This window comes from Novosphingobium aquimarinum (assembly GCF_009746585.1).
Classification (GTDB): domain Bacteria; phylum Pseudomonadota; class Alphaproteobacteria; order Sphingomonadales; family Sphingomonadaceae; genus Novosphingobium; species Novosphingobium aquimarinum.
The window spans coordinates 198020-218110 of the sequence record NZ_WRPO01000001.1 but is presented as its reverse complement, the minus strand read 5'-3'; the positions used below and the strand labels follow the sequence as shown (position 1 = coordinate 218110).

19 protein-coding genes are annotated in these 20091 nt (G+C 64.4%); 11 read left to right on the top strand and 8 right to left on the bottom strand.

Features of this window, described 5'->3' with window-relative positions; translation table 11 throughout:
- Window positions 1–4 precede the first annotated feature (4 nt).
- Together GQO94_RS01050 and GQO94_RS01045 are read left to right on the top strand one after the other, a co-directional pair.
- Window positions 5–292, top strand: a complete 288-nt coding sequence (locus GQO94_RS01050) for an integration host factor subunit alpha (RefSeq protein WP_198045734.1) — start codon at window positions 5–7, stop codon at window positions 290–292.
- 75 nt (window positions 293–367) lie between these two features.
- Window positions 368–709 carry a MerR family transcriptional regulator gene (locus GQO94_RS01045; RefSeq protein ID WP_156839486.1) on the top strand — a complete coding sequence of 114 codons (342 nt, stop codon included), beginning with the start codon at window positions 368–370 and terminating at the stop codon, window positions 707–709.
- Window positions 710–741: 32 nt separating this feature from the next.
- Here the strand turns inward: GQO94_RS01045 and GQO94_RS01040 are convergent, their stop codons facing one another.
- From GQO94_RS01040 to GQO94_RS01025, 4 genes are all read right to left on the bottom strand, one after another.
- The gene (locus tag GQO94_RS01040; protein WP_156839286.1) at window positions 742–1293 is read right to left on the bottom strand and encodes a SixA phosphatase family protein; all 552 of its coding nucleotides are present in this window, start codon (window positions 1291–1293) and stop codon (window positions 742–744) included.
- 36 nt (window positions 1294–1329) lie between these two features.
- Window positions 1330–4023: an ATP-dependent DNA helicase gene (locus GQO94_RS01035; RefSeq protein ID WP_156839285.1), complete on the bottom strand. Its 2694-nt coding sequence runs from the start codon at window positions 4021–4023 to the stop codon at window positions 1330–1332.
- A gap of 232 nt (window positions 4024–4255) precedes the next feature.
- Window positions 4256–5689 carry an amidohydrolase family protein gene (locus GQO94_RS01030; protein WP_156839284.1) on the bottom strand — a complete coding sequence of 478 codons (1434 nt, stop codon included), beginning with the start codon at window positions 5687–5689 and terminating at the stop codon, window positions 4256–4258.
- 78 nt (window positions 5690–5767) lie between these two features.
- A complete protein-coding gene (locus tag GQO94_RS01025) occupies window positions 5768–6658 on the bottom strand; it encodes a mechanosensitive ion channel family protein (protein ID WP_156839283.1) in 891 nt (296 codons plus the stop codon).
- Between the two features lie 137 nt (window positions 6659–6795).
- On the opposite strand from GQO94_RS01025, the gene GQO94_RS01020 reads away from it, so the two are divergent.
- A complete protein-coding gene (locus GQO94_RS01020; RefSeq protein ID WP_156839282.1) occupies window positions 6796–8412 on the top strand; it encodes a lysine--tRNA ligase in 1617 nt (538 codons plus the stop codon).
- Window positions 8413–8425: 13 nt separating this feature from the next.
- On the opposite strand, the gene GQO94_RS01015 is transcribed toward GQO94_RS01020, so the two are convergent.
- Window positions 8426–9196 carry a prolyl hydroxylase family protein gene (locus GQO94_RS01015; RefSeq protein ID WP_332310806.1) on the bottom strand — a complete coding sequence of 257 codons (771 nt, stop codon included), beginning with the start codon at window positions 9194–9196 and terminating at the stop codon, window positions 8426–8428.
- Between GQO94_RS01015 and GQO94_RS01010 the strand changes: the two genes are divergently transcribed.
- Entirely contained in the window at window positions 9195–9755 is a 561-nt protein-coding gene (locus GQO94_RS01010) for a cytochrome b (RefSeq protein WP_156839281.1), read from the top strand. The genes GQO94_RS01015 and GQO94_RS01010 overlap by 2 nt on opposite strands.
- A gap of 76 nt (window positions 9756–9831) precedes the next feature.
- Here GQO94_RS01010 and GQO94_RS01005 read toward each other — a convergent pair whose 3' ends face one another.
- Both GQO94_RS01005 and ettA read right to left on the bottom strand, forming a co-directional pair.
- Window positions 9832–10935, bottom strand: a complete 1104-nt coding sequence (locus GQO94_RS01005) for an RcnB family protein (RefSeq protein ID WP_156839280.1) — start codon at window positions 10933–10935, stop codon at window positions 9832–9834.
- A 139-nt stretch (window positions 10936–11074) separates the two neighbouring features.
- The gene (ettA, locus tag GQO94_RS01000; RefSeq protein WP_156839279.1) at window positions 11075–12748 is read right to left on the bottom strand and encodes an energy-dependent translational throttle protein EttA; all 1674 of its coding nucleotides are present in this window, start codon (window positions 12746–12748) and stop codon (window positions 11075–11077) included.
- 163 nt (window positions 12749–12911) lie between these two features.
- Between ettA and GQO94_RS00995 the strand changes: the two genes are divergently transcribed.
- Together GQO94_RS00995 and GQO94_RS00990 are read left to right on the top strand one after the other, a co-directional pair.
- Window positions 12912–13262 (top strand): VanZ family protein, encoded by a 351-nt coding sequence (locus tag GQO94_RS00995; protein ID WP_156839278.1) that lies wholly within the window; start codon window positions 12912–12914, stop codon window positions 13260–13262.
- A gap of 68 nt (window positions 13263–13330) precedes the next feature.
- Entirely contained in the window at window positions 13331–14689 is a 1359-nt protein-coding gene (locus tag GQO94_RS00990; protein WP_156839277.1) for a M28 family peptidase, read from the top strand.
- Between the two features lie 84 nt (window positions 14690–14773).
- On the opposite strand, the gene GQO94_RS00985 is transcribed toward GQO94_RS00990, so the two are convergent.
- Entirely contained in the window at window positions 14774–15643 is an 870-nt protein-coding gene (locus GQO94_RS00985; RefSeq protein ID WP_156839276.1) for an HpcH/HpaI aldolase/citrate lyase family protein, read from the bottom strand.
- 141 nt (window positions 15644–15784) lie between these two features.
- Between GQO94_RS00985 and GQO94_RS00980 the strand changes: the two genes are divergently transcribed.
- The 5 genes from GQO94_RS00980 (at window position 15785) to GQO94_RS00960 (ending at window position 20073) form a co-directional block, all read left to right on the top strand.
- Window positions 15785–16015 (top strand): biotin/lipoyl-containing protein, encoded by a 231-nt coding sequence (locus GQO94_RS00980; protein ID WP_156839275.1) that lies wholly within the window; start codon window positions 15785–15787, stop codon window positions 16013–16015.
- 49 nt (window positions 16016–16064) lie between these two features.
- Entirely contained in the window at window positions 16065–16610 is a 546-nt protein-coding gene (locus tag GQO94_RS00975) for a peroxiredoxin (RefSeq protein ID WP_156839274.1), read from the top strand.
- 106 nt (window positions 16611–16716) lie between these two features.
- Complete coding sequence (gene prfB / locus GQO94_RS00970) at window positions 16717–17844, top strand: peptide chain release factor 2 (protein WP_156839273.1); 1128 nt, start codon at window positions 16717–16719, stop codon at window positions 17842–17844.
- A 113-nt stretch (window positions 17845–17957) separates the two neighbouring features.
- A complete protein-coding gene (locus GQO94_RS00965; protein WP_232332704.1) occupies window positions 17958–18611 on the top strand; it encodes a class I SAM-dependent methyltransferase in 654 nt (217 codons plus the stop codon).
- Between the two features lie 55 nt (window positions 18612–18666).
- The gene (locus tag GQO94_RS00960; RefSeq protein WP_156839271.1) at window positions 18667–20073 is read left to right on the top strand and encodes an NAD(P)H-dependent flavin oxidoreductase; all 1407 of its coding nucleotides are present in this window, start codon (window positions 18667–18669) and stop codon (window positions 20071–20073) included.
- Window positions 20074–20091: the final 18 nt, after the last annotated feature.

The window sequence follows — 20091 nt, the reverse complement described above, 5'->3', positions numbered from 1 at the left end:
CTCCATGGAGACGCTTACGCGAGCGGCAATTGCCGAAGCTATTCATCGCAAGCTCGGGCTTTCGCGCGCCGATTCGCTTGCCATGGTCGAATCCATCCTGGGCTTGATGTGCGATTCGTTGTCCGGCGGCGAAAACGTCAAGATTTCCGGGTTCGGCACGTTCCTCCTGCGCGACAAGGGGGAGCGCGTGGGACGCAATCCCAAGACCGGGATCGAAGTGCCGATAACGCCCAGGCGTGTGCTGACTTTCCGCGCGAGCCAGATGCTCAAGGACCGGATCGCCGCACTGTGAGCGAACCGGCGTGAGCGAACCGGCGTGAGCGAACCGGCATTCCCAGGCTTCGATGACGGCAAGGAGCCCGAAGCCATGCGGACCATCGGCGAAGTGACGCGAGCCCTAGGCATCCGCCAGCACGTCCTTCGCTATTGGGAAGAGCAATTTCCCATGCTCAAGCCGGTGAAGCGTAGCGGTGGCCGTCGGTATTATCGGCCCGAAGACGTTGCCCTGGTGGCGCAGATCGACCGGCTCGTGCATCACGAAGGCTACACTCTGCGGGGTGCCCGACTCGCGCTGGAGGGGAAGGGCAAGAGTCCTGCGGCGGAGGATGACACAGGTGTCGCTCCCGAGGCTGCCGTCATGTCAGAGCAAGTCAGGGCCAAGCTGCAGTCCTTGCGCGACGAGCTGGCGAGCGCGCTGCGACACGCCTGACGGGCCGCAAGCACCGGTCCGACTGCCTCTCATCAGAATTCGTCTCGCAACTGCGGCCCCAGTTCGGGGTCTAGATCGCGCGGCCGCGTCAAGTGGCGCAAGCAGGCGCACTCCTCGCGGACCTCGCTCCAGGCTGCGATATCGAGTTCGAGCAGCGCGAAGGCGGCGGTCGGAAACTTCTCCTCTACCACGTCGCGCAGCGGGCATGTGCCGTCATCCGGGACGAGGTCGAGGATCAGATCTTCCAGCCCAGGATTGTGGCCGACCATGATGATCGAGCCCGGATCACCTTCCTGCCCGCGCAGAACGTCCTGCAGTGTATCGGAGCTCGCGAGATAGAGGCGGCGGTCCCAGATGACCGGCGGCGTCCCGCCTGCGGCCTGTGCCGAGATCTCGATCGTCTGCGTCACCCGGACTGCAGGAGAGGCCAGTACCCGATCAAACCGCCACTCATGGGCACGAATGAAGTTGCCCATCTTTTCCGCCCCCTTGCGCCCCCGCGTGTTGAGCGGGCGATCGAAGTCGCGCAGACGCGCGTCGTTCCAGTCCGACTTGGCGTGGCGGAAAATGGCGAGGGTCTTCATCGAATGCTCGTCTTGATGTCGGGAGGCGTCGCGGGATTACGCCGGCAGCGGCACGTCTGAACCATGCCCGGCCACGCGTTGCAAGGCCTCGTCGAGTCCGAGCCGACGAACCGGCGTGCCCGGCGGGAACGCGTTCAGCAGGCGCGAAGGGAATGCTGCGGATAGCACCACGAAATGGCCGCGATCCTCGCGACCGCGAATGAGGCGGCCAAACGCCTGCGCCAGTCGCGCGCGGATGATGGTGTCGTCGAACTCTGAGCCTCCGCCCGCGAGGCGGCGCGCGCGATGCAGGATCGACGGGCGCGGCCAGGGCACTTGTTCCATTACTACCAGCCGCAGCGAATGGCCAGGCACGTCGACCCCATCGCGCAGCGCATCGGTACCCAGCAACGACGCCGCCGGATCGTCGCGAAACATATCGACCAGAGTGCCGGTATCGATCGGATCGACGTGCTGGGCATAGAGTGGCAACCCGCTGCGCGCGAGCCGATCGGCAATGCGGCCATGGACTGCGCGCAATCGCCGTATCGCGGTGAACAGGCCAAGCACACCGCCTTGCGATGCCTCGATGAGGCGACCGTAGGCGGCGGCAAGCGCGGGAATGTCGCCGCGCGGAATGTCGGTCACGATCAGGACTTCGGCCTGGCCGGCGTAATCGAACGGGCTTTCCTGCGCCGAGAGCCGCGGATTGGCGGCGATATGCGCGGCGCCGCTGCGGGCCAGGGCACGATCCCAGTCCTCGCCGTCGCGCAACGTTGCGGAGGTCATCATCACGCCATGCGCCGGCTCGAGCACGACACGCGCGAACGGCTTCATCGGATCGAGCCAGCGGCGGTGCAGGCCGACGTCGAATTCGCGCGAATCGGATCGCTCCACCGAAAGCCAGTCGACGAAATCCGGATCGGCCGGACCGCCGAGCCGTTCGAGCAGGGCTTCCCATGCCGCAAGCAAATCGATCCGCCAGGCCAGCGAGTGACGCGCTCCCTCGATCCGCGCACGGCCTTGGCTATCGAGCCAGTCCGGCGGTTCCTCGACGATCGCCTCGAGCCGAACGCCGAGCCGCATGAGCGGTTGCCGCAGCTCGACCAGCGCGGCGCGCGCCGCCTGCGCGAGTTCGACGAAGCTGCCCTCGAGTTGCGCGGCTTCGGTTTCGAGTCCGTAGCCCGCGTCCTGTCCCCCGCTCTCGTCGCGCGCATAGACCAGCGCGCGGACGGCGCCGAGCAGCTCTTCCACAGGGCCGCTCGGGGCGTTCTCGGCGAGGCGTTGCAGCCACTTGTCCGCAGGCAGGGCTTCCGCGGCGGCGCGCGCTGCCGCGATCGCGCGGCCCCCGGCTTCGTCGTAACTGGCGATGTCGGCAAGCCGGGCGGCAAGGCCGCGCCGGCGCCCGCGCGAGGTGGATTCGGGCCCGATCACCCAGCGGCGCAACTCGATCGTCTCGGTGCCGCTGAGAGCCACGGCAAAGGTCGAATCCGCCGCGTCGAACACGTGATGTCCCTCGTCGAACACGATGCGGGTCGGGCGTGCGGCATGATCGCGCCCGCGCGCCGCATTGACCATGACGAGGGCGTGATTGGCGATGACGAGATCGGCCCGCGCCGAAGCCCGCGCGGCGCGTTCGATGAAGCATTTGCGATAGTGCGGACAGCCGGCGTAGACGCATTCGCCGCGCCGATCGGTGAGCGCGGCGATGCCTCGCTGCCGAAACAGGGTGCCGAGCCAGCCGGGAAGGTCGCCGCCGATCATATCGCCATCACGGCTGTACGCTGCCCAGCGCGCGACAAGCTGCGCCAGGATCGCGGGACGACCGGCGAAGCCGCCTTGCAACGCATCCTCCAGGTTCAGCAGGCACAGATAGTTCTCGCGCCCCTTGCGCACGACCACCGGCCGGCTGCCGTCGGCGCGGCGATCGGGCCAGGCGCGGCGGCTTTCCTGGCGAAGCTGGCGTTGCAGCGCCTTGGTGAAGGTCGAGACCCACACCGTCCCGCCCGCTTGTTCGCTCCACAGCGAAGCGGGCGCGAGATAGCCCAGCGTCTTGCCGATCCCCGTCCCGGCCTGCGCGAGCAGCAAGTGAGGCTGCCCTTCGCGCTGCCGCGGCGCAAAGGCCTGTGCCGCTTCGCGCGCGAAAGCCTGCTGCCCGGGTCTGGCCTCGGCCTCGCTACCCGTCAGATGCCCGAGCCTTGTGGTCACGTCCTCCTCGATGAGCGTGACTTGCGCAGGTTGTGGCAATTCGCCTGCTTCTTCCCATTCCGGCAAGCGGGAAAAGAGCCAGCGCTCGGCCCGCTGCGGCTTTGCGATCCGGCTGGCGAGCAGCCCCGCCCAGGGCCAGCGCAGCCGCGTCAGCGATTGCAGCGCGCTCCAGGCGCCTTCCCGTTCGGGCCAGGCCGGATCCTCGCAGGTCGCGAGCAGAGTTTCCGCGGCCTGCTGGAACAGCTCTGGCACATCGCTTTCGGTAGCAGGCAGCGCCAGGCCCAGCGTCTGCGCCAGCCCCTTGGGCGAGGGAACGACGAACCGCGCAGGAAAGACGAACGCATAAAGCTCGAGCAGATCGAGCCCCGACAAGTCCGGATAGCCAAGCCGCGTCGCGACGAGCGGTGCATTCAGGATCAGGACGGGCGTATCGGCGGCCGTCATCACGGCCTCGCCCTTGGAGACCGCGCGCGTCCCCGAGGCATCGCGAAGCCAGGTCCCGGCATGGCTGCAGTGGAGCGCGGGGAGGGCCTTGGGAGTCATGCCCAGAGCATGGGGAGGGCGGAACGAAAAGTAAACGGCGCGTAATGTCGGCGATGTCGGAAAGGGTGCGATGAATGTGAAAGGGAAGGTCAGGGCAGCGCAGCGCAGATCTTATTGCGTGTTGGCGTCATCTCGATCGGCGGTTCGGCGGGACCGGTTTTTTTGCGTCCACGAGACCGCCCTGCCGCACGCGTGGATCGCGGCCCAATTTTCGCGTCGCAGATTGGCGCTGCTAGAGACCCAGTGCCGCCGGATCGATCGGCGTGCCTTGCGCCGCCATGCCTTCCGTCAGATTGCGCAAGGTCCGCTCGACATCTGGGTGCCGGGCCTGTTCGAGCATGGCGTCAAGCTCCGCGCGATCGAACAAGCGACCCCGGCGGACGACGGCGAGGGGCCTTCGCGCGCACGAGATGCGCTCGGTCGGATCACACGAATAGATGACGAGATCGGCTGCGCAGCCGACGTCAAGGCAGCCGCTTCGCTCGTCTTCCCCCAGCAAACGAGCGACCTCTCGCGTCGAGGCGGCAATGACCTCGGCCGGCGTCAGGCCCGCTCGCACGAGCAGTTCCAGTTCGTCGATCAGGGAGACGCCCGGCGGATTGGCAAAGATGCCAGCGTCGCTCCCCGTGACGAGAGGTACGCCTTCTTCGGCCATCAGGCGGGTCAGCGTGCCGATGAACGCGTCCTTGTCGAGGTGGTCGGCGGCATCGCGCGCCGCCCATGTCGCGATATATTGAGTTTCGGTCTGTTGCTCGATCGGATTAAGCGTCGCGGCTTCCGGCCTGCGGGCAAAGGCCCCGTCGCTTTCGGCAACGCGAACAAGATTGTGATGCGCGAGCAGCGTGGGCGTCACCGTGACACCGGCGGTGGCGATCCTGCGCGCCAGTTCGCGGGCGGCGCTTTCGTCCAGGCGGTCCGTGAGGCCATGCCAGAGGATCGATTCGCTGTGTTCGATCGTCTCGAAGCCATCGTCGAGCACGTCCTCGAAGGGGATCGCGAACGGTTCTTCGAAGGGAATTCCCGGCCCCCGCGAGCCTTCGGGGGAGTGGCCGGTCACAAGCATGCCTCGCTTGCTCGCCTCCTCAAGAATGGCCTCGTAGGGCTCGCGTTGCAGGTTCGAATACACCTTGATCCGTTTGTAACCGGTGTCCGCCTGCGCCGCGAGCGCTTCTCGCGCTTCGGCGGCGGTCTTGACCATCTGGTGATTGATCTGCGCGTTCGGGCCCGGGCTGTTGAGGATCGGTCCCGTCGTCAGTAGTCGCGGTCCGACAAGCGAACCTTCTTCGATCCGCCGCGCCAAATCCAGGTGGAAAGGCATACCCGACATGTTGCGGACAGTCGTTACGCCATGCGCGAGATAAGCGCCAAGCTCCGCCTCGTCCCAGACGTGCACGTGCATGTCGGCGAGGCCCGGCAGCACAAAGTGGTCTGACGCCGAAAGCACCCGCGGCTGATCGGATTTAGCCGTCTCCTTGACCAGAGACGATTGGACGATGCGGTCGCCTTCGATGACGAGGGTTGCCAGTTTTCGCCGAGGCTGGCCATCGACCACGTCGACCAAGGTCGCACCTTCGATCACAACTGCCTTGGATAGGGCGAGCCCTTGCGGCAAGCACAGGGCGGTTACCAGACCGAGCGCCAGCGCGCTCCCATAGCGAGCGAACATGTTCTTTCCCCCTTGCCCGCCATTCTGACCGAAGTGATCTACAATTCAAGATCGCGGGACTAGGGGCAGCAAACTCGATCAGGCGGCGTCGTTGTCCGCCGCCTGGCCTTCGGTCGAGGCTTGCACCAGAGGCACGTTCTCTTTGAACGTATGGGTGATGTAGGGGAACGGGATCTCGATGCCCGCCTCGTCGAGCGCCTTTTTTACCGCGATAATGATCTCGCTCTTCGTCTGGCGCAGGTCGCGCGGGGTGGATTTGGCCCACCACTGCACGAGGAAGTCGATCGAGCTGGAGTTGAACTCCTGCGCATAGACGATGACCGGCTTGTCGCCGTTCACGGCGTCGATGCTTTCGACGGTCTTCAGGATGATGTCCTGCGCCTGTTCGAGATCGGTATCGTACGACACGCCGATCACCACCTCGTTGCGACGAATGACTTCGTCGGTGAGGATCTTCACCGGATTCTTGAACAGCATCGAATTGGGCACGACGGTCAGCTCGTTGGAGAGCTGACGAACGTGGGTTTCGCGCAAGGTGATCTTCTCGACCTTGCCGAGGATGCCTTCGCACTCGATCACGTCGCCCAACCGCATCTTTTCGCGCAGCATGATCAGCACGCCGGCGAGGAAGTTCTCGAAGATATCCTGGAAAGCAAAGCCGATGGCGACCGCGCCGATGCCCAGGCCGGCAAACGCGCCGGCCGGTGTGAAGCTGGGAATGGCGGCCGTCGCCGCGATGAGCAGGCCTACGATCCAGATCGCCAGCTTGACGATCGTATCGACCAGGGCCTTGAGATCTTCACGAATATGGGTCTTGCCGGTGATCCTGTCGGCGATTTTCACCGCGCCCTTCGCTGCCAGCCACGTGATGACGATGATGATCAGCGCAATGGCGATGGACGGCAGCGCCTGCACGAATCCCTTGACCATCAGATCGACCTGTTCGCGCAGGGTATCGAGATAATTCACGGGGGTCCGGCTCCCTGGATTGGCATATTAACGAATGTTGATATGCCCAACGGCTCCATTGCAGGGAGGTTCCCCTCCGCGTGGATTCGAAGCTTGGCTCTTGCGGAATGGGCGCATTCCCGCGAAGAGCGCGTCCCATGACCGAAGATGCCCTGACCGAAGCCGCACGCGTATCCAAGGCCTGGCCGTTCCAGGAAGCGCAGAAGCTGTTGAAGCGCTTTCCCGATGGCAAGCCCGGCGGCGCGCCCGTGCTGTTCGAAACGGGCTACGGCCCCTCGGGCCTGCCGCATATCGGCACGTTTCAGGAAGTCCTGCGCACGACGCTGGTCCGGCGCGCCTACGAGGTTCTGATCGGCGCGCGCCCCGAAGACGGCAAGACGCGGCTGGTCGCGTTCTCGGACGACATGGATGGCTTGCGCAAAGTGCCGGACAATGTGCCCGATCCGGCGCTGCTGTCCGCCAATCTCGGCAAGCCGCTGTCGCGCATCCCGAACCCGTTCGGTTCCACCTACGAGAGCTTCGCGCATCATAACAATGCGCAGCTCCGCGACTTTCTTGATCGCTTCGGCTTCGAATACGAATTCGTCTCGGCCAGCGACCGCTACAATTCGGGCGCCTTCGACGATGCGCTGGCCAACGTGCTGTCGCACTACGATGCGATCATGGGCGTCATGCTGCCGACTCTGCGCGAGGAACGGCGGCAAACCTATTCGCCCGTACTGCCGATCTCGCCGACCAGTGGCGTCGTGCTGCAAGTGCCGATCGAAGTGCTCGATCCAGCGAGCGGCATGATCCGCTTCACCGACGAAAATGGCGAAGCGGTCGAACAGACCATCTTCGGCGGGCAGGCCAAGCTGCAATGGAAGGTCGACTGGGCGATGCGCTGGGTGGCTCTCGGCGTCGACTACGAGATGTGCGGCAAGGACCTGACCGACAGCGTGACGCAGTCGGGCAAGATCGCCAAGATCCTCGGCGGACGACGCCCCGAAGGCATGATCTACGAGCTCTTCCTCGACGAGAAGGGCGAGAAGATCTCCAAGTCCAAGGGCAACGGTCTCACCATCGACGAGTGGCTGACGTACGGGACCGAGGAAAGCCTGGGCTTCTACATCTTCCGCGAACCCAAGAGCGCCAAGCAGCTGCACATCGGCGTGATTCCGAAGGCGGTCGACGAGTACTGGCAGTTTCGCGGCAATCTTCCTGACCAGGCGGTCGACAAGCAGCTCGGCAATCCCGTGTGGCACCTTCTGCGTGCCAACGGCGGCAGCGTGGGGGCTGGCGACACGCCAGCGGTCACATTCGGATTGCTACTCAACTTAGCGGGTGTCTTAGGCGCCGAAGCGAAACCGGAGCATTTGGAAGACTATATCCGTAATTATGTGAATGATCCAAGGATCTGGGAGACCCCCGGGTTTCATGGCATGGTGATTGCCGCCGCAAATTACGCCCGCGATTATATCGCGCCCACGCTCAAGAAGCGTGCGCCCGCCGCGAACGAAGCGGCGGCCCTGAGGGCCCTCGATGGCGAGCTCGCGAAGGTGCCGCCGGGCACATCGGCCGAGGACATCCAGACGCTGGTCTACGAAATTGGCAAGCGCGAGGAATTCGGCTTCGAAACGCTGCGCGACTGGTTCCGCGCCTTGTACGAAACGCTGCTCGGTTCCAGCCAGGGGCCGCGCATGGGCAGCTTCATCGCGCTTTACGGGATTCCCGAAAGCCGCAAGCTGATCGCCGAGGCGCTTGCCGCGACCTGAGCCGCAGTGCCGCTCAGCCCAGCCAGGGCCTGGTGCGAAACCACTTGGTGATGACGTACTTCACGCCCCGCACCACGGGCTTGGCGGCGTGTAGCGTGGCGGGGTTGGTTCGCCCGTCGGGCAGGGCATTGTTCCAGAACACCAGCGATCCGCGCTGCGGCGGGATCGCGAAGCCGAGCTGTGTGAATTCGGTCTCGCCGCCTTCCTCGACATTGTTGAGGTAGGCCATCGCCGTCCAGCTGCGCTGCCCGCCGTTCCGGCTTTCGCCTTTCCAGTAGTCGGCGTGGACGTCGAACCAGTCGCAGTGGCCGCGGTATTCCTGGCCGGGCGCATAGCGTTGGCCCTGCACCGTCTCGCCCCATCCGAGGTCGATGCCGAGCAGATCCGAAAGGCGCCGCTCGACGATGCGGATCTGCGGTTCCGTCTGCGGCACGTCGCCCGAGTAGCTCGTCCGGTAGGCCTCGATCTCGGTGCCCTTGTAGAGCGTCGAGGGGCGAGCGACATCGTCGATCAGGCGAACCAGCACATCGCATTCATCGGCGTCGAGAAAATCGCCGACCGCGAAAATCTCCGCATCCTCGACCGGCAGGCGATAAACCGAGGGATCGCGCGCCAGGCGCTCGCGCACTTTCTGGCCTAGCGCGGCGAGAGCCTTTCGGTCGGGGAATTCCTGCTTCATCGTCTCGTTCAATGCGGGGTGAATTCGGATCACCACTATGCCGCGCGAGACGGCTTCGTAAACCCGCTTGCCTTCTCTGCGTCGCAGATCCATCCAGAGGGCCATGCGTATTCCCGAGAACCAGACCTACACCAGGGTCGCCATTGCACTTCACTGGGTCATCGCTCTGCTGATCGCGCTGAACTTCGTCGCCGTGTGGGTGGCCGACGGCATGCCGAAAGCGGAAAAGATGCAGATCATGGCCAATCACAAGGCCTTCGGCATCACCATCCTCATCCTCTCGGTCCTGCGCATCTTATGGCGAATAGCGCATCGCCCGCCGCCGCTTCCCGCGAGCCTCGCGCCATGGGAAGCCGTGCTCGCCCGTTCGGTCCACTCGTTGTTCTATTTCCTGATGATCGGAATGCCGCTCACCGGTTGGGCGATGGTCTCGACCGGTGGCAAGCCGGTCAGTGTGTTCGGACTATTCGACATGCCGGCACTCCCGGTCGGTGCGGACAAGGCCACCGGCGGCACGTTTCACGAGGTCCACGAGATTTTCGGGACGGCGTTCCTGGTCCTCATCGGCCTGCATGTGCTTGGCGCGCTCAAGCATCAGTTCTTGGATCACGACGGGACGCTCGCCCGGATGATTCCCCTCTTGCGCCAGCGGCGCGGGCTCTAAGCTCCGGCCAAACGCAAGGAGCCTTCCGCCAAGGGGTGCGGAAGGCTCCTGTCCGGCACTGCGTGCCGAAAACCGTTTAGAAGAAGAAGTCGTAGATCACGTCGACCACTTCGCCGGTGTAGGTATCCACCAGAAGGACGTCGTCGTAATAGCGGACCCAGCGATAGGGGCCGTAGACGTCCGGCAGGCGGTACGACCAGGGATCGTTGATCCAGTAGCGGTTGCCGTAGAACAGCGAGCCCAGCGAGAAGCCGATGCTGACCCTGCGGTACGAGTAGTTGCGGTAGGGCGCATAGTAGCGGCCGATGCGATAGTGCGCGCGGTTGCTCGAACGATAGCGCTGCCAGTCGTACCGGTTGTTGCGCCGCCAATCGCGGCTCCAGTTCCGGTAATTGCGATCGCGGCGGTAATCGCGATTCTGCGACCAGCGACGATCGCCGTCCCGCCAGTTGTTGTCGCGACCGTTGCGCCAGTTGTTGTCACGACCATTGCGCCAGTCGTTGTCGCGACCATTACGCCAATTGTTGTCGCGACCATTACGCCAATTGTTGTCACGACCGTTGCGCCAATTGTTGTCACGACCGTTGCGCCAGTTGTTGTCACGGCCATTGCGCCAGTCGGCGGTGCGGCCGTCGTTGGTCTGGGCATTGGTGCGGTCGCCGTAAGTGCGGTTACGCTGCCAGTCCCGCGCCCGATCGCCACGATTGTATTCGCGATCGCGCACGGTATCGGCACGCCGATCCCAACGGTTCTCGACGCGATCGGCGCGGCGATCACCGCGGTTCTCGATGCGTTGTGCCGCCCGTTCGCTCGACCGGTCTATCCGGCGCGCCGCTGCGTTGTCGCCTCGCCGTGCTGCATAGTCCGCCGCGCGATCGCCTTGCCGCTCGACGCGGTTCGCGCGGCGCTCGCTGCGGTTGTCGATCTGCTGAGCGCGCTGCTCGCCGCTACGTTCGATGCGCTGGGCCCGCATGTCGACCCGCTGCGACGGCGGTTCGATCCGCTGCGCGCGCCGTTCGACCTGCCGTGCGTTCATTGCTCCGCCGTCGCGGCTGCCAGCTCGCCAGTCGCGCTGGCCCTCGGCCGCCTCGGCTGGAAGCGCCATCATTGCGATGGCCGCGGCCATCGCCGTCCAGCCAGTGCCGCGCAGCAGTCGCTTGCCCTTTTCAAACTTACCCATGAACCAGAACCCTTTCGCTCTCCAACCAGAGGCCGCACGGCGAGAGCGGCTCATGAATGGGTTTAGACGAATGGCACTGTCGGAAAGGTGAACCGAGTAAGCGAGGGCTGTTCAGGTTTATAGACGTTTACCTTAATGCTTAGCGCGTGAGCTTCTTGTAAGCCAGGCGCGTGGGACGATCGGCGGCATCGCCGAGACGCCGACGCTTGTCCTCCTCGTACGCTTCGAAGTTGCCTTCGAACCATTCGACATGGCTGTCGCCTTCGAAGGCGAGGATGTGCGTGGCGAGACGATCGAGGAAGAAGCGATCGTGGCTGATGACCACGGCGCAACCCGCGAAGTTCTCGATGGCTTCCTCGAGCGCGCCCAAGGTCTCGACGTCGAGGTCGTTGGTCGGTTCGTCGAGCAGCAGGACGTTGCCGCCCAGCTTGAGCATCTTGGCCATGTGCACGCGGTTGCGCTCACCGCCCGAGAGCTTCCCGACATTCTTCTGCTGGTCCGCGCCCTTGAAGTTGAACGCGCCGACATAGGCACGGGTCGACATGTCGTGGCCGTTGACCTTCATGTAGTCGAGCCCATCGGAAATCTCTTCCCAAACGTTTTTCGAGGCATCGAGGTGATCGCGGCTCTGATCGACGAAGCCGAGATGGACGGTCGAGCCGATATCGACTTCGCCCGAATCCGGCGTCTCCTTGCCCGTCAGGATCTTGAAAAGCGTGGACTTGCCCGCGCCGTTGGGCCCGATCACGCCGACGATTCCGCCTGGCGGGAGGATGAACGACAGATCCTCGAACAGCAGTTTGTCGCCATAGGCCTTGGTGATGGACTTGGCCTCGATCACCTTGCCGCCGAGGCGCTCGGGCACCTGGATGACGATCTGCGCCTTGCCCGGCTTGCGCCCGGCCTGCGCTTCCTGAAGCTGCTCGAACTTGCGGATACGCGCCTTGGACTTGGTCTGGCGCGCGGCAGGCGTCTGCCGCATCCATTCCAGCTCGTCCTTGAGCGCCTTCTGGCGACCGGATTCCTCGCGGTCCTCCTGCTCCATGCGCTTGGCCTTCTTCTCCAGATAGGTGGAGTAGTTGCCTTCGTACGGGAAATACTTGCCGCGATCGAGTTCGAGGATCCAGTCAACGACGTGGTCGAGGAAGTAGCGATCGTGGGTGATCATGAGCACCGCACCCGCATATTCCTTCAGGTGGTTTTCCAGCCATTCCACGCTTTCGGCGTCGAGGTGGTTGGTCGGTTCGTCGAGCAGCAGGATCGAGGGCTTCTGGATCAGCAGACGGGTGAGCGCGACGCGGCGCTTTTCACCGCCCGAAAGCTCCGTCACCGGCCAGTCGCCCGGCGGGCAGCGCAGCGCTTCCATCGCGATCTCGAGCTGGTTGTCGAGCGTCCAGCCATCGACCGCGTCGATCTTGTCCTGCAGTTCGGCCATCTCGGCACCCAGCGCGTCGAAGTCGGCGTCTTCCTCGGCCATTTCCATGCCGATCGCGTTGAAGCGCTCGACCATGTCGGCGGTCTCGCGCGCGCCGTCCTTGACGTTCTCCAGCACGGTCTTGCTCGGATCGAGCTCGGGTTCCTGCTCGAGATAGCCGACGGTGATGTTTTCGCCCGCCCAGGCCTCACCAGTGAAATCGGTGTCGATCCCGGCCATGATCTTGATCAGCGTCGACTTACCCGCACCGTTCGGGCCAACGATGCCGATCTTGGCGCCCTGATAGAACTGCAGGCTGATGTTGGAGAGCACCGGCTTTTGCGCACCGGGGAAGGTCTTGGTCATGTCCTTCATGACGAAGGCGTACTGGGCGGCCATCGGAAATCCTCTGGAATAAACCGTGAATACGGGAGTTGGCCGGGTCTCTACAGAGCCACGCACGGGCGCGCAAGGCAGGGCGAAGGGGCCTGCGCGACGGATTGGCGCCGACATGTTGCAATGCGGCATTCTCATGGCCGCGCCGCGGTGCGATAGGGGCACGATGCGACACGTTCCGATTCTCCGCCTGGGCTATGCGCTGGCGCTCGCTTTCATACTGTACGAAGCGCTTTCGCCCCACCCGCCGACCAATGGATTCCATTGGGACAAGCTGAACCATATGGCCGCCTTCTTCGCGCTGGCGGCGGGGGCAAAGATGCTCTGGCCGCGCTTGTCGGCACTGCGCCTGATTGCGCTGCTCACCGTACTGGGTGCCGGGATCGAGATCCTGCAACTGACCATGCACCTCGGCCGCGACGGCGACTGGCTCGATCTCGTCGCCGACATCGTCGCGACCGTCGCGGGAACGATCGTCGGCACTCTGGCGCGTCGGCTGGTGACGAAGCTATCATGAGCGCCACCCAGTCCTTATTGGCCAAGTCGCCGTTGGCAAGGTCGCCGGCAGGCGATACGACAGCGGCCATGATCCGCACATTGATACCCGCCCTGCTGCTGGCCTCCGCGGCCGGCAGCGCCCAGGCCGCTCCGATCGAAGGCGACGGCGTCGCCTGGGATATCGTAGAAGGCCTGACAACGGAGATCGGCCCGCGCCTGGCCGGCAGCGAAGCCGAGGCGAGGGCCCGCGACTGGGCGAAGGCGAAACTGGAAGCGCTGAACTTCGCGAACGTCGCAATCGAACCTTTCCGCACCGAGGCCTGGACGCGCGGCGAGGAGGAGGCGCGACTGCTCGCGCCTTATCCGCAGCCGCTGGCGATAACGGCGTTGGGACGCTCGGTCCCGACCCCGGCGGGCGGTCTGAAAGGCGAGCTGGTCTATTTCCCGACGCTGGCGGCCTTGCGCGCTGCGGCAGAGGGCTCGCTCGCAGGCAAGATCGCCTTCGTCGATCACGCGATGCAGCCGACGCAGGACGGCAGCGGTTACGGCATCTACGGCGATGTGCGGCGGGCAGGGCCGGCAATTGCCTCGCGCAAAGGCGCGGCGGGGGTCGTGATCCGCTCGGTCGGAACCGACTTCCATCGCAACCCGCATACCGGTGCGACCAGTTTCAGCGACGGTGCGAAGCCGATTCCCTCGGGCGCGGTCTCCAACCCCGACGCCGACCTGATCGCGCGCATCGCTCGGCGCGGGCAGCCGATGCGGATCGCCATGACGCTGACCGGCCGGCCCAACCCCGACGCTCCATCGGGCAACGTGATCGCCGATCTGCCCGGACGTGATCCTTCGTTGCCGATGATCCTGCTTGCCTGCCATCTCGATTCCTGGGATCTGGGAACCGGCGCGATCGACGATGCCTCGGGCTGCGCGATCATCACCGCCGCTGCCTTGCAGGCCAGCAAAGATGGTCGGTTGCTGCGCACGGTGCGGCTGCTGTGGGCCGGTAACGAGGAGATGGGCTCACAAACGTCGGGCGGCAATGCCTACGCCAACGCCCATGCCGGGGATCGCCATGCCCTGGCAATGGAAAGCGATTTCGGCGCCGACCGCGTCTGGGCACTGCGCCTGAAGCTGGCCGATGCGAACAAGGCGCTTGGCGACAGGATCAAGGCTGCGGTCTGGCCGATGGGCATCGTGCCGCAATCGGGCCCGGCGCACGGCGGCGCCGACATCAGCGATACGGTCAAGGCGCAGAAGCTGGCGCTGGTCGATCTCGGCCAGGACGGGACGCAGTATTTCGACTTACACCATACGCCTGACGACACGCTCGACAAGGTGGATCCTGCCGCGCTCCAGCAAAACGTCGATGCTTGGGCTGCGGTGCTGAAGGTGGTCGCCAACGAACCGGGGACGATCGCACCGATCGAAGGCGCGACCGAAGAGTAGGGCATCCAGCATTGGGCGGGGCCGGGTTATGCCCGCGAGCTAGAGAGCGATGGTAGACTTCCGCGGCACTTCGCCGATGCCACCCTAAGCCTTCGTGCTGATACGCTCTGCCACTGCGACCAGCCGCTTTGCCTGCTCCAGGTGCAGCAGTTCCGCCATCTTTCCTTCGACGCGGATCGCGCCTTTGCCCTGGTTTTCGGGCAGCGCGAACGCTTCGATCACCGCGTTGGCCCAGGCGAGGTCGGCCTCGGATGGCGAGAACACGGCATTGCACGGGTCGATCTGGGCGGGGTGGATCAGGCTCTTGCCGTCGAAGCCGAACATCAGCCCTTGCTCGGCCTCGGCGCGGAACACGTCCAGTTCGCGAAATTCGTTGCAGACCCCGTCGAGAATGGCGATTCCCGCCGCGCGGGCGGCGGCAACCGCCATCGAGAGGAACGGCAGGAACGGCGTTCGGCACGGTGTCAGTTGCGCGCGCATCTCCTTGGCGAGATCGTTGGTGCCCATCACCCACAGCGAGAGGCGGCCGCCTTCGGCGCAGGCCGCGATTTCCGGGAGCCGCGCGACCGACGCGCAAGTCTCGATCATCGTCCACAATTGCAGTTCCGCCGGGGCCGCGCACAGGATCTTCTCGTAGGCCGCGATATCGTCCGGACCGTTGACCTTGGGAACGAGGACGGCGTCCGCTTTGGACGAGGCGATCGCGAGCAAGTCCGCCTCGCCCCACGGTGAGTCGAGGCCGTTCGCCCGGATCACCACTTCGCGATCGCCGAAGCCTTCCGCCACCGCGGCGACGGCCGCTTCGCGCGCCTCGACTTTGGCGTCCGGCGCCACGGCATCTTCCAGATCGAGGATCACGACGTCGCATGGCAACGTGCGAGCTTTGGCCATGGCCTTCGCATTGGAGGCGGGCAGGAAGAGCGCGCTGCGCCGTGGTCTGTCGGGGATGGTCATTCGCGCCTGCTAGCGAAAGGCGAGCCCGTTTCCCAGCCTTCTCTAGCACACGTTTTGCGGAACCAATCGTGTCGAGGATGATTTCAAAGTTCGCGGTGGCAAGCCCGGCCATATTGGACGACTCGAGAACAAGGAAGAACCATGGCTGTAGAAATCCTGCTCCCGAAGATCGGCTTTTCCATGCACAAAGGGCAGGTCGCCGAATGGTTCGCAAGGGACGGTGAACAGGTCACCGAAGGCCAGCCGCTGTTTTCGCTAGAGGCGGACAGGTCGACCGACGAAGTCGTAGCGCCGGCTACCGGTACGTTGAAAATCACCGCGCAGACTGGCGAAACATACGACGTCGGCACGGTGCTCGGGTACATCGAGTAGCCCCGAGAGGCGGCTGGACAGAGCCGGGGCCGGGGTCCACAATGCGGGAATGAAAATGTTCACGAAATCGATCGCTTTCGCCAGCGCGCTCATGCTTCCCGCCGTGGCCCAGGCGGCCCTGCCGGTGGGCGCGAAAGCCCCCCAGATCGTCACCACGGGGGCAAAAGCGGGTAAGGAGGTGACGTTCAATCTGCGCAGTGCTTTGCGCAAGGGACCGGTCGTTCTGTATTTCTACCCCAAGGCCTTCACGCAGGGCTGCACGCTCGAGGCCCATGCTTTCGCCGAAGCCACGGACGATTTCGCCAAGTATGGAGCGAGCGTGGTCGGTATGTCGGCTGACGACGTGCCGACGCTGCGCAAGTTCTCCAGCGAAGAATGCCGCGACAAGTTTGCCGTCGCAACCGCGACGCCGGCGACGATCAAGGCCTACGATGTGGCACTCAGCCGCGAGGGAAAGCCTGCAGGGGTGACCGATCGGACCAGCTATGTCATCGCGCCCAACGGGAAGATCACGTTCGTCCATTCCGAGCTCGACTATCGCGATCACGTCAAGCTGACGCTGGCCGCAGTCAAGGCGCTCAAGTCCGGCAAATAGCTGGCGCCTTCTGAGCGGGCTTTCCGCTGCCGATCTGGAAGAGCCCTTTTCCTCTCCCCACATTGCCGCTAATCCCGCCCGTCTTTGGGACAGGAGTACTGATTTCATGCGTGCCGAAGGGCAGGCCCATATCGAACGTATCGAGGCTGCGTTGGCTCTGGTGCGCAAGTTTCTCGACTGGGACCGGGCGCTGCGGCGCCTCGACGAACTCAACGCGCGCGTCGAGGACCCGACGCTGTGGGACAATCCGAAGGATGCCCAGGCGGTCATGCGCGAGCGGCGCCGGCTGGAAAGCTCGATCGGCGCAGTGAAGGAAATTTCGCAGGAAATGGCCGATGCGGTCGAGTTCGTGGAACTCGGGGAAGCCGAAGGTGACGACGCGACGGTCGACGAAGGGCTCGCGACGCTCGCCGCGCTCGCGGATCGCGCGGACGAGGACAAAGTGCAGGCACTGCTCGCGGGCGATGCCGACGGCTACGATACCTACCTCGAAATCCACGCCGGGGCCGGCGGGACCGAGAGTCAGGACTGGGCCGAAATGCTGCAGCGCATGTATACGCGCTGGGCCGAACGGCGCGGCTACAAGGTCGAACTGGTCGATTACCACGCGGGCGAGGCCGCCGGGATCAAGAGCGCTACGCTGCTGATCAAGGGCGAGAACGCCTATGGCTATGCCAAGACAGAAAGCGGCGTGCACCGGCTGGTGCGCATCAGCCCCTACGACAGCTCGGCGCGGCGCCACACCAGCTTTTCGAGCGTCTGGGTCTATCCGGTGATCGACGATACCTTCGAGATCGACATCAATCCGGCCGACTTGAAGATCGACACCTATCGCGCTTCGGGCGCGGGCGGACAGCACGTCAACACGACCGATTCGGCGGTGCGAATCACGCACATTCCATCAGGGATCGTCGCCGCCAGCCAGATCGATCGTTCGCAGCATAAGAACCGCGAAATCGCGATGAACATGCTCAAGGCGCGCATGTTCGAGGAAGAGATGCGCAAGCGCGAGGAAGCCGCGAGCGCCGAGCACGCGAGCAAGTCCGACATAGGCTGGGGCCACCAGATCCGCTCTTACGTGCTGCAGCCCTATCAGCAGGTGAAGGACTTACGCACCGGCGTCGTCTCGCCGACGCCGAGCGACGTTCTCGATGGTGCGCTCGATCCGTTCATGGCCGCAGCGCTCTCGCAGCGCGTGACGGGCGAAGCGGTCGAAGTGGAGGACATCGACTGATCCTGATCCGATCCGATGCGCGTCGGCGACACGCAAAGGTTCGCCAGCTCGCGCTCCTCATCGGCGGCAGCGCCTTGCTTGTTGCGCTCTGCGCGTGTCGGGGCGGGGGCCAGGTGGGGGAGAATTTCCCCAGCGCCGATCGCCCGGTATCGGGACTGGGCGCCAACCGCTTTTCGACCGAGGATCAGCGCGACAGCGTCAACGAAGCGCAAGTCGTCATGGATCTGGCGCGGATCGAACCGGGCATGACGGTGGCCGATATCGGCGCGGGCGAGGGCTATTACACGGTTCGGCTAGCGCAGCGCGTCGGCAGGAAGGGCAGGGTGCTCGCGCAGGACATCGACGGCGATGCGGTGCGCGATCTGGGATTGAGAGTCGAACGCGAGCGGCTCGACAACGTCTCGATCAAGCACGGCGAGCCCGACGATCCGCAGCTTCCGGCCGACAGCTTCGATCGCGTCTTTCTTGTCCACATGTATCATGAGGTCGCCGAACCCTACGCGTTCCTGTGGCATATGCGCCCAGCCTTGCGGAAAGGCGGGCGCGTGATCGTGGTCGATATCGACCGTGCCACCGATGCGCACGGCATTCCTCCGCATCTGCTTTTCTGCGAATTCGCGGCAGTGGGCTTTCGTTTGACAGCGTTTGAACGTAAGCCGGAACTGCAAGGCTATTTCGCGCAGTTCGAGGCAGTCGGCCCGCGGCCGGCACCGAATGCGATAAGGCCGTGTCGGCTGGCTGAAGAAACACGTGAAGAAGCCGGCTGAGCGGGGGAGCAAACATTGCGCTCCAACGCCTCGCCGGATGAAAGACAAAGGTGAAATGGGTTTTAAGGGTCTCAGTCCGATCACATATGGCGGCCGCGAAGTCTGGCCGCTGATCGAGGGCGGCAAGGGCGTTTCCGCAACCAACCACGCGAGTTCCGGGGCATGGGCGGCTGCCGGCGGCATCGGTACCGTCAGCGCGGTCAACGCCGATAGCTACGATGCCGAAGGCAAGATCGTGCCGCAGGTCTATGAGCAATTGACCCGCAAGGAACGTCACGAGCAGCTCGTCCGCTACGCCATCGACGGCGCGGTGGAACAGGTGCGCCGGGCGCATGAGATTTCCGGTGGCCAAGGCGCGATCAATATCAACGTGCTGTGGGAAATGGGCGGTGCGCAGGCCGTGCTCGAAGGCGTGCTCGAGCAGACCCCCGGCCTCGTCACGGGTGTGACCTGCGGCGCGGGCATGCCTTATCGGCTGAGCGAGATCGCGGCGCGCTTCAACGTCAATTATCTCCCGATCGTGAGCTCGGGCCGCGCGTTCCGCGCCTTGTGGAAGCGGGCCTATCACAAAGTCCCGGACCTGCTGGCGGCCGTCGTTTACGAGGACCCCTGGCTTGCGGGTGGTCACAACGGCTTGTCCAATGCCGAGGACCCGCTGAAGCCGGAAGATCCCTACCCCAGGGTTCAGGCGCTGCGGGACGTCATGCGCAAGGAAGGCATCTCCGATAGCGTGCCGATCATCATGGCGGGCGGCGTCTGGTATTTGCGCGACTGGGACGAATGGATCGACAATCCGGAACTGGGCTCGATCGCTTTTCAGTTCGGAACACGCCCGCTGCTCACGCACGAAAGCCCGATTCCGCAAGGGTGGAAGGATGCCCTGCGCGAGCTCGAGCCCGGTGACATTCTTTTGCATCGCTTCTCGCCGACCGGATTTTATTCCTCCGCCGTGCGAAATCCGTTCCTGCGTTCGCTCGAGGCGCGCTCGGATCGCCAGATCCCCTATTCGAAAGTCGATGCGGGTGAACACACCGTCAGGCTCGACGTTGGTGTGCGCGGCAAGAATTTCTGGGTGACCGAAAAGGATCTCCAGCGCGCCAGGTGCTGGGCTGCCGAAGGCTTCTCGGAAGGGCTGCGCACGCCCGACGACACGATCGTTTTCGTCACGCCCGACGAACGCGACATGATCCGCAAGGATCAGGCCGATTGCATGGGCTGTCTGTCCCACTGCGGCTTCTCGTCGTGGAAGGACCACGACGACTATACGACCGGGCGCCTGGCTGATCCGCGCAGCTTCTGCATCCAGAAGACGCTGCAGGACATCGCTCATGGCGAGGACATCGACCAGAACCTGATGTTCGCCGGCCACGCGGCCTACAAGTTCAAGCAGGATCCGTTCTATTCGAACGGATTCACGCCGACCGTGAAGGAACTGGTGGACAGGATCCTCACCGGGGACTGACGTCCCCCCGGCCGCACG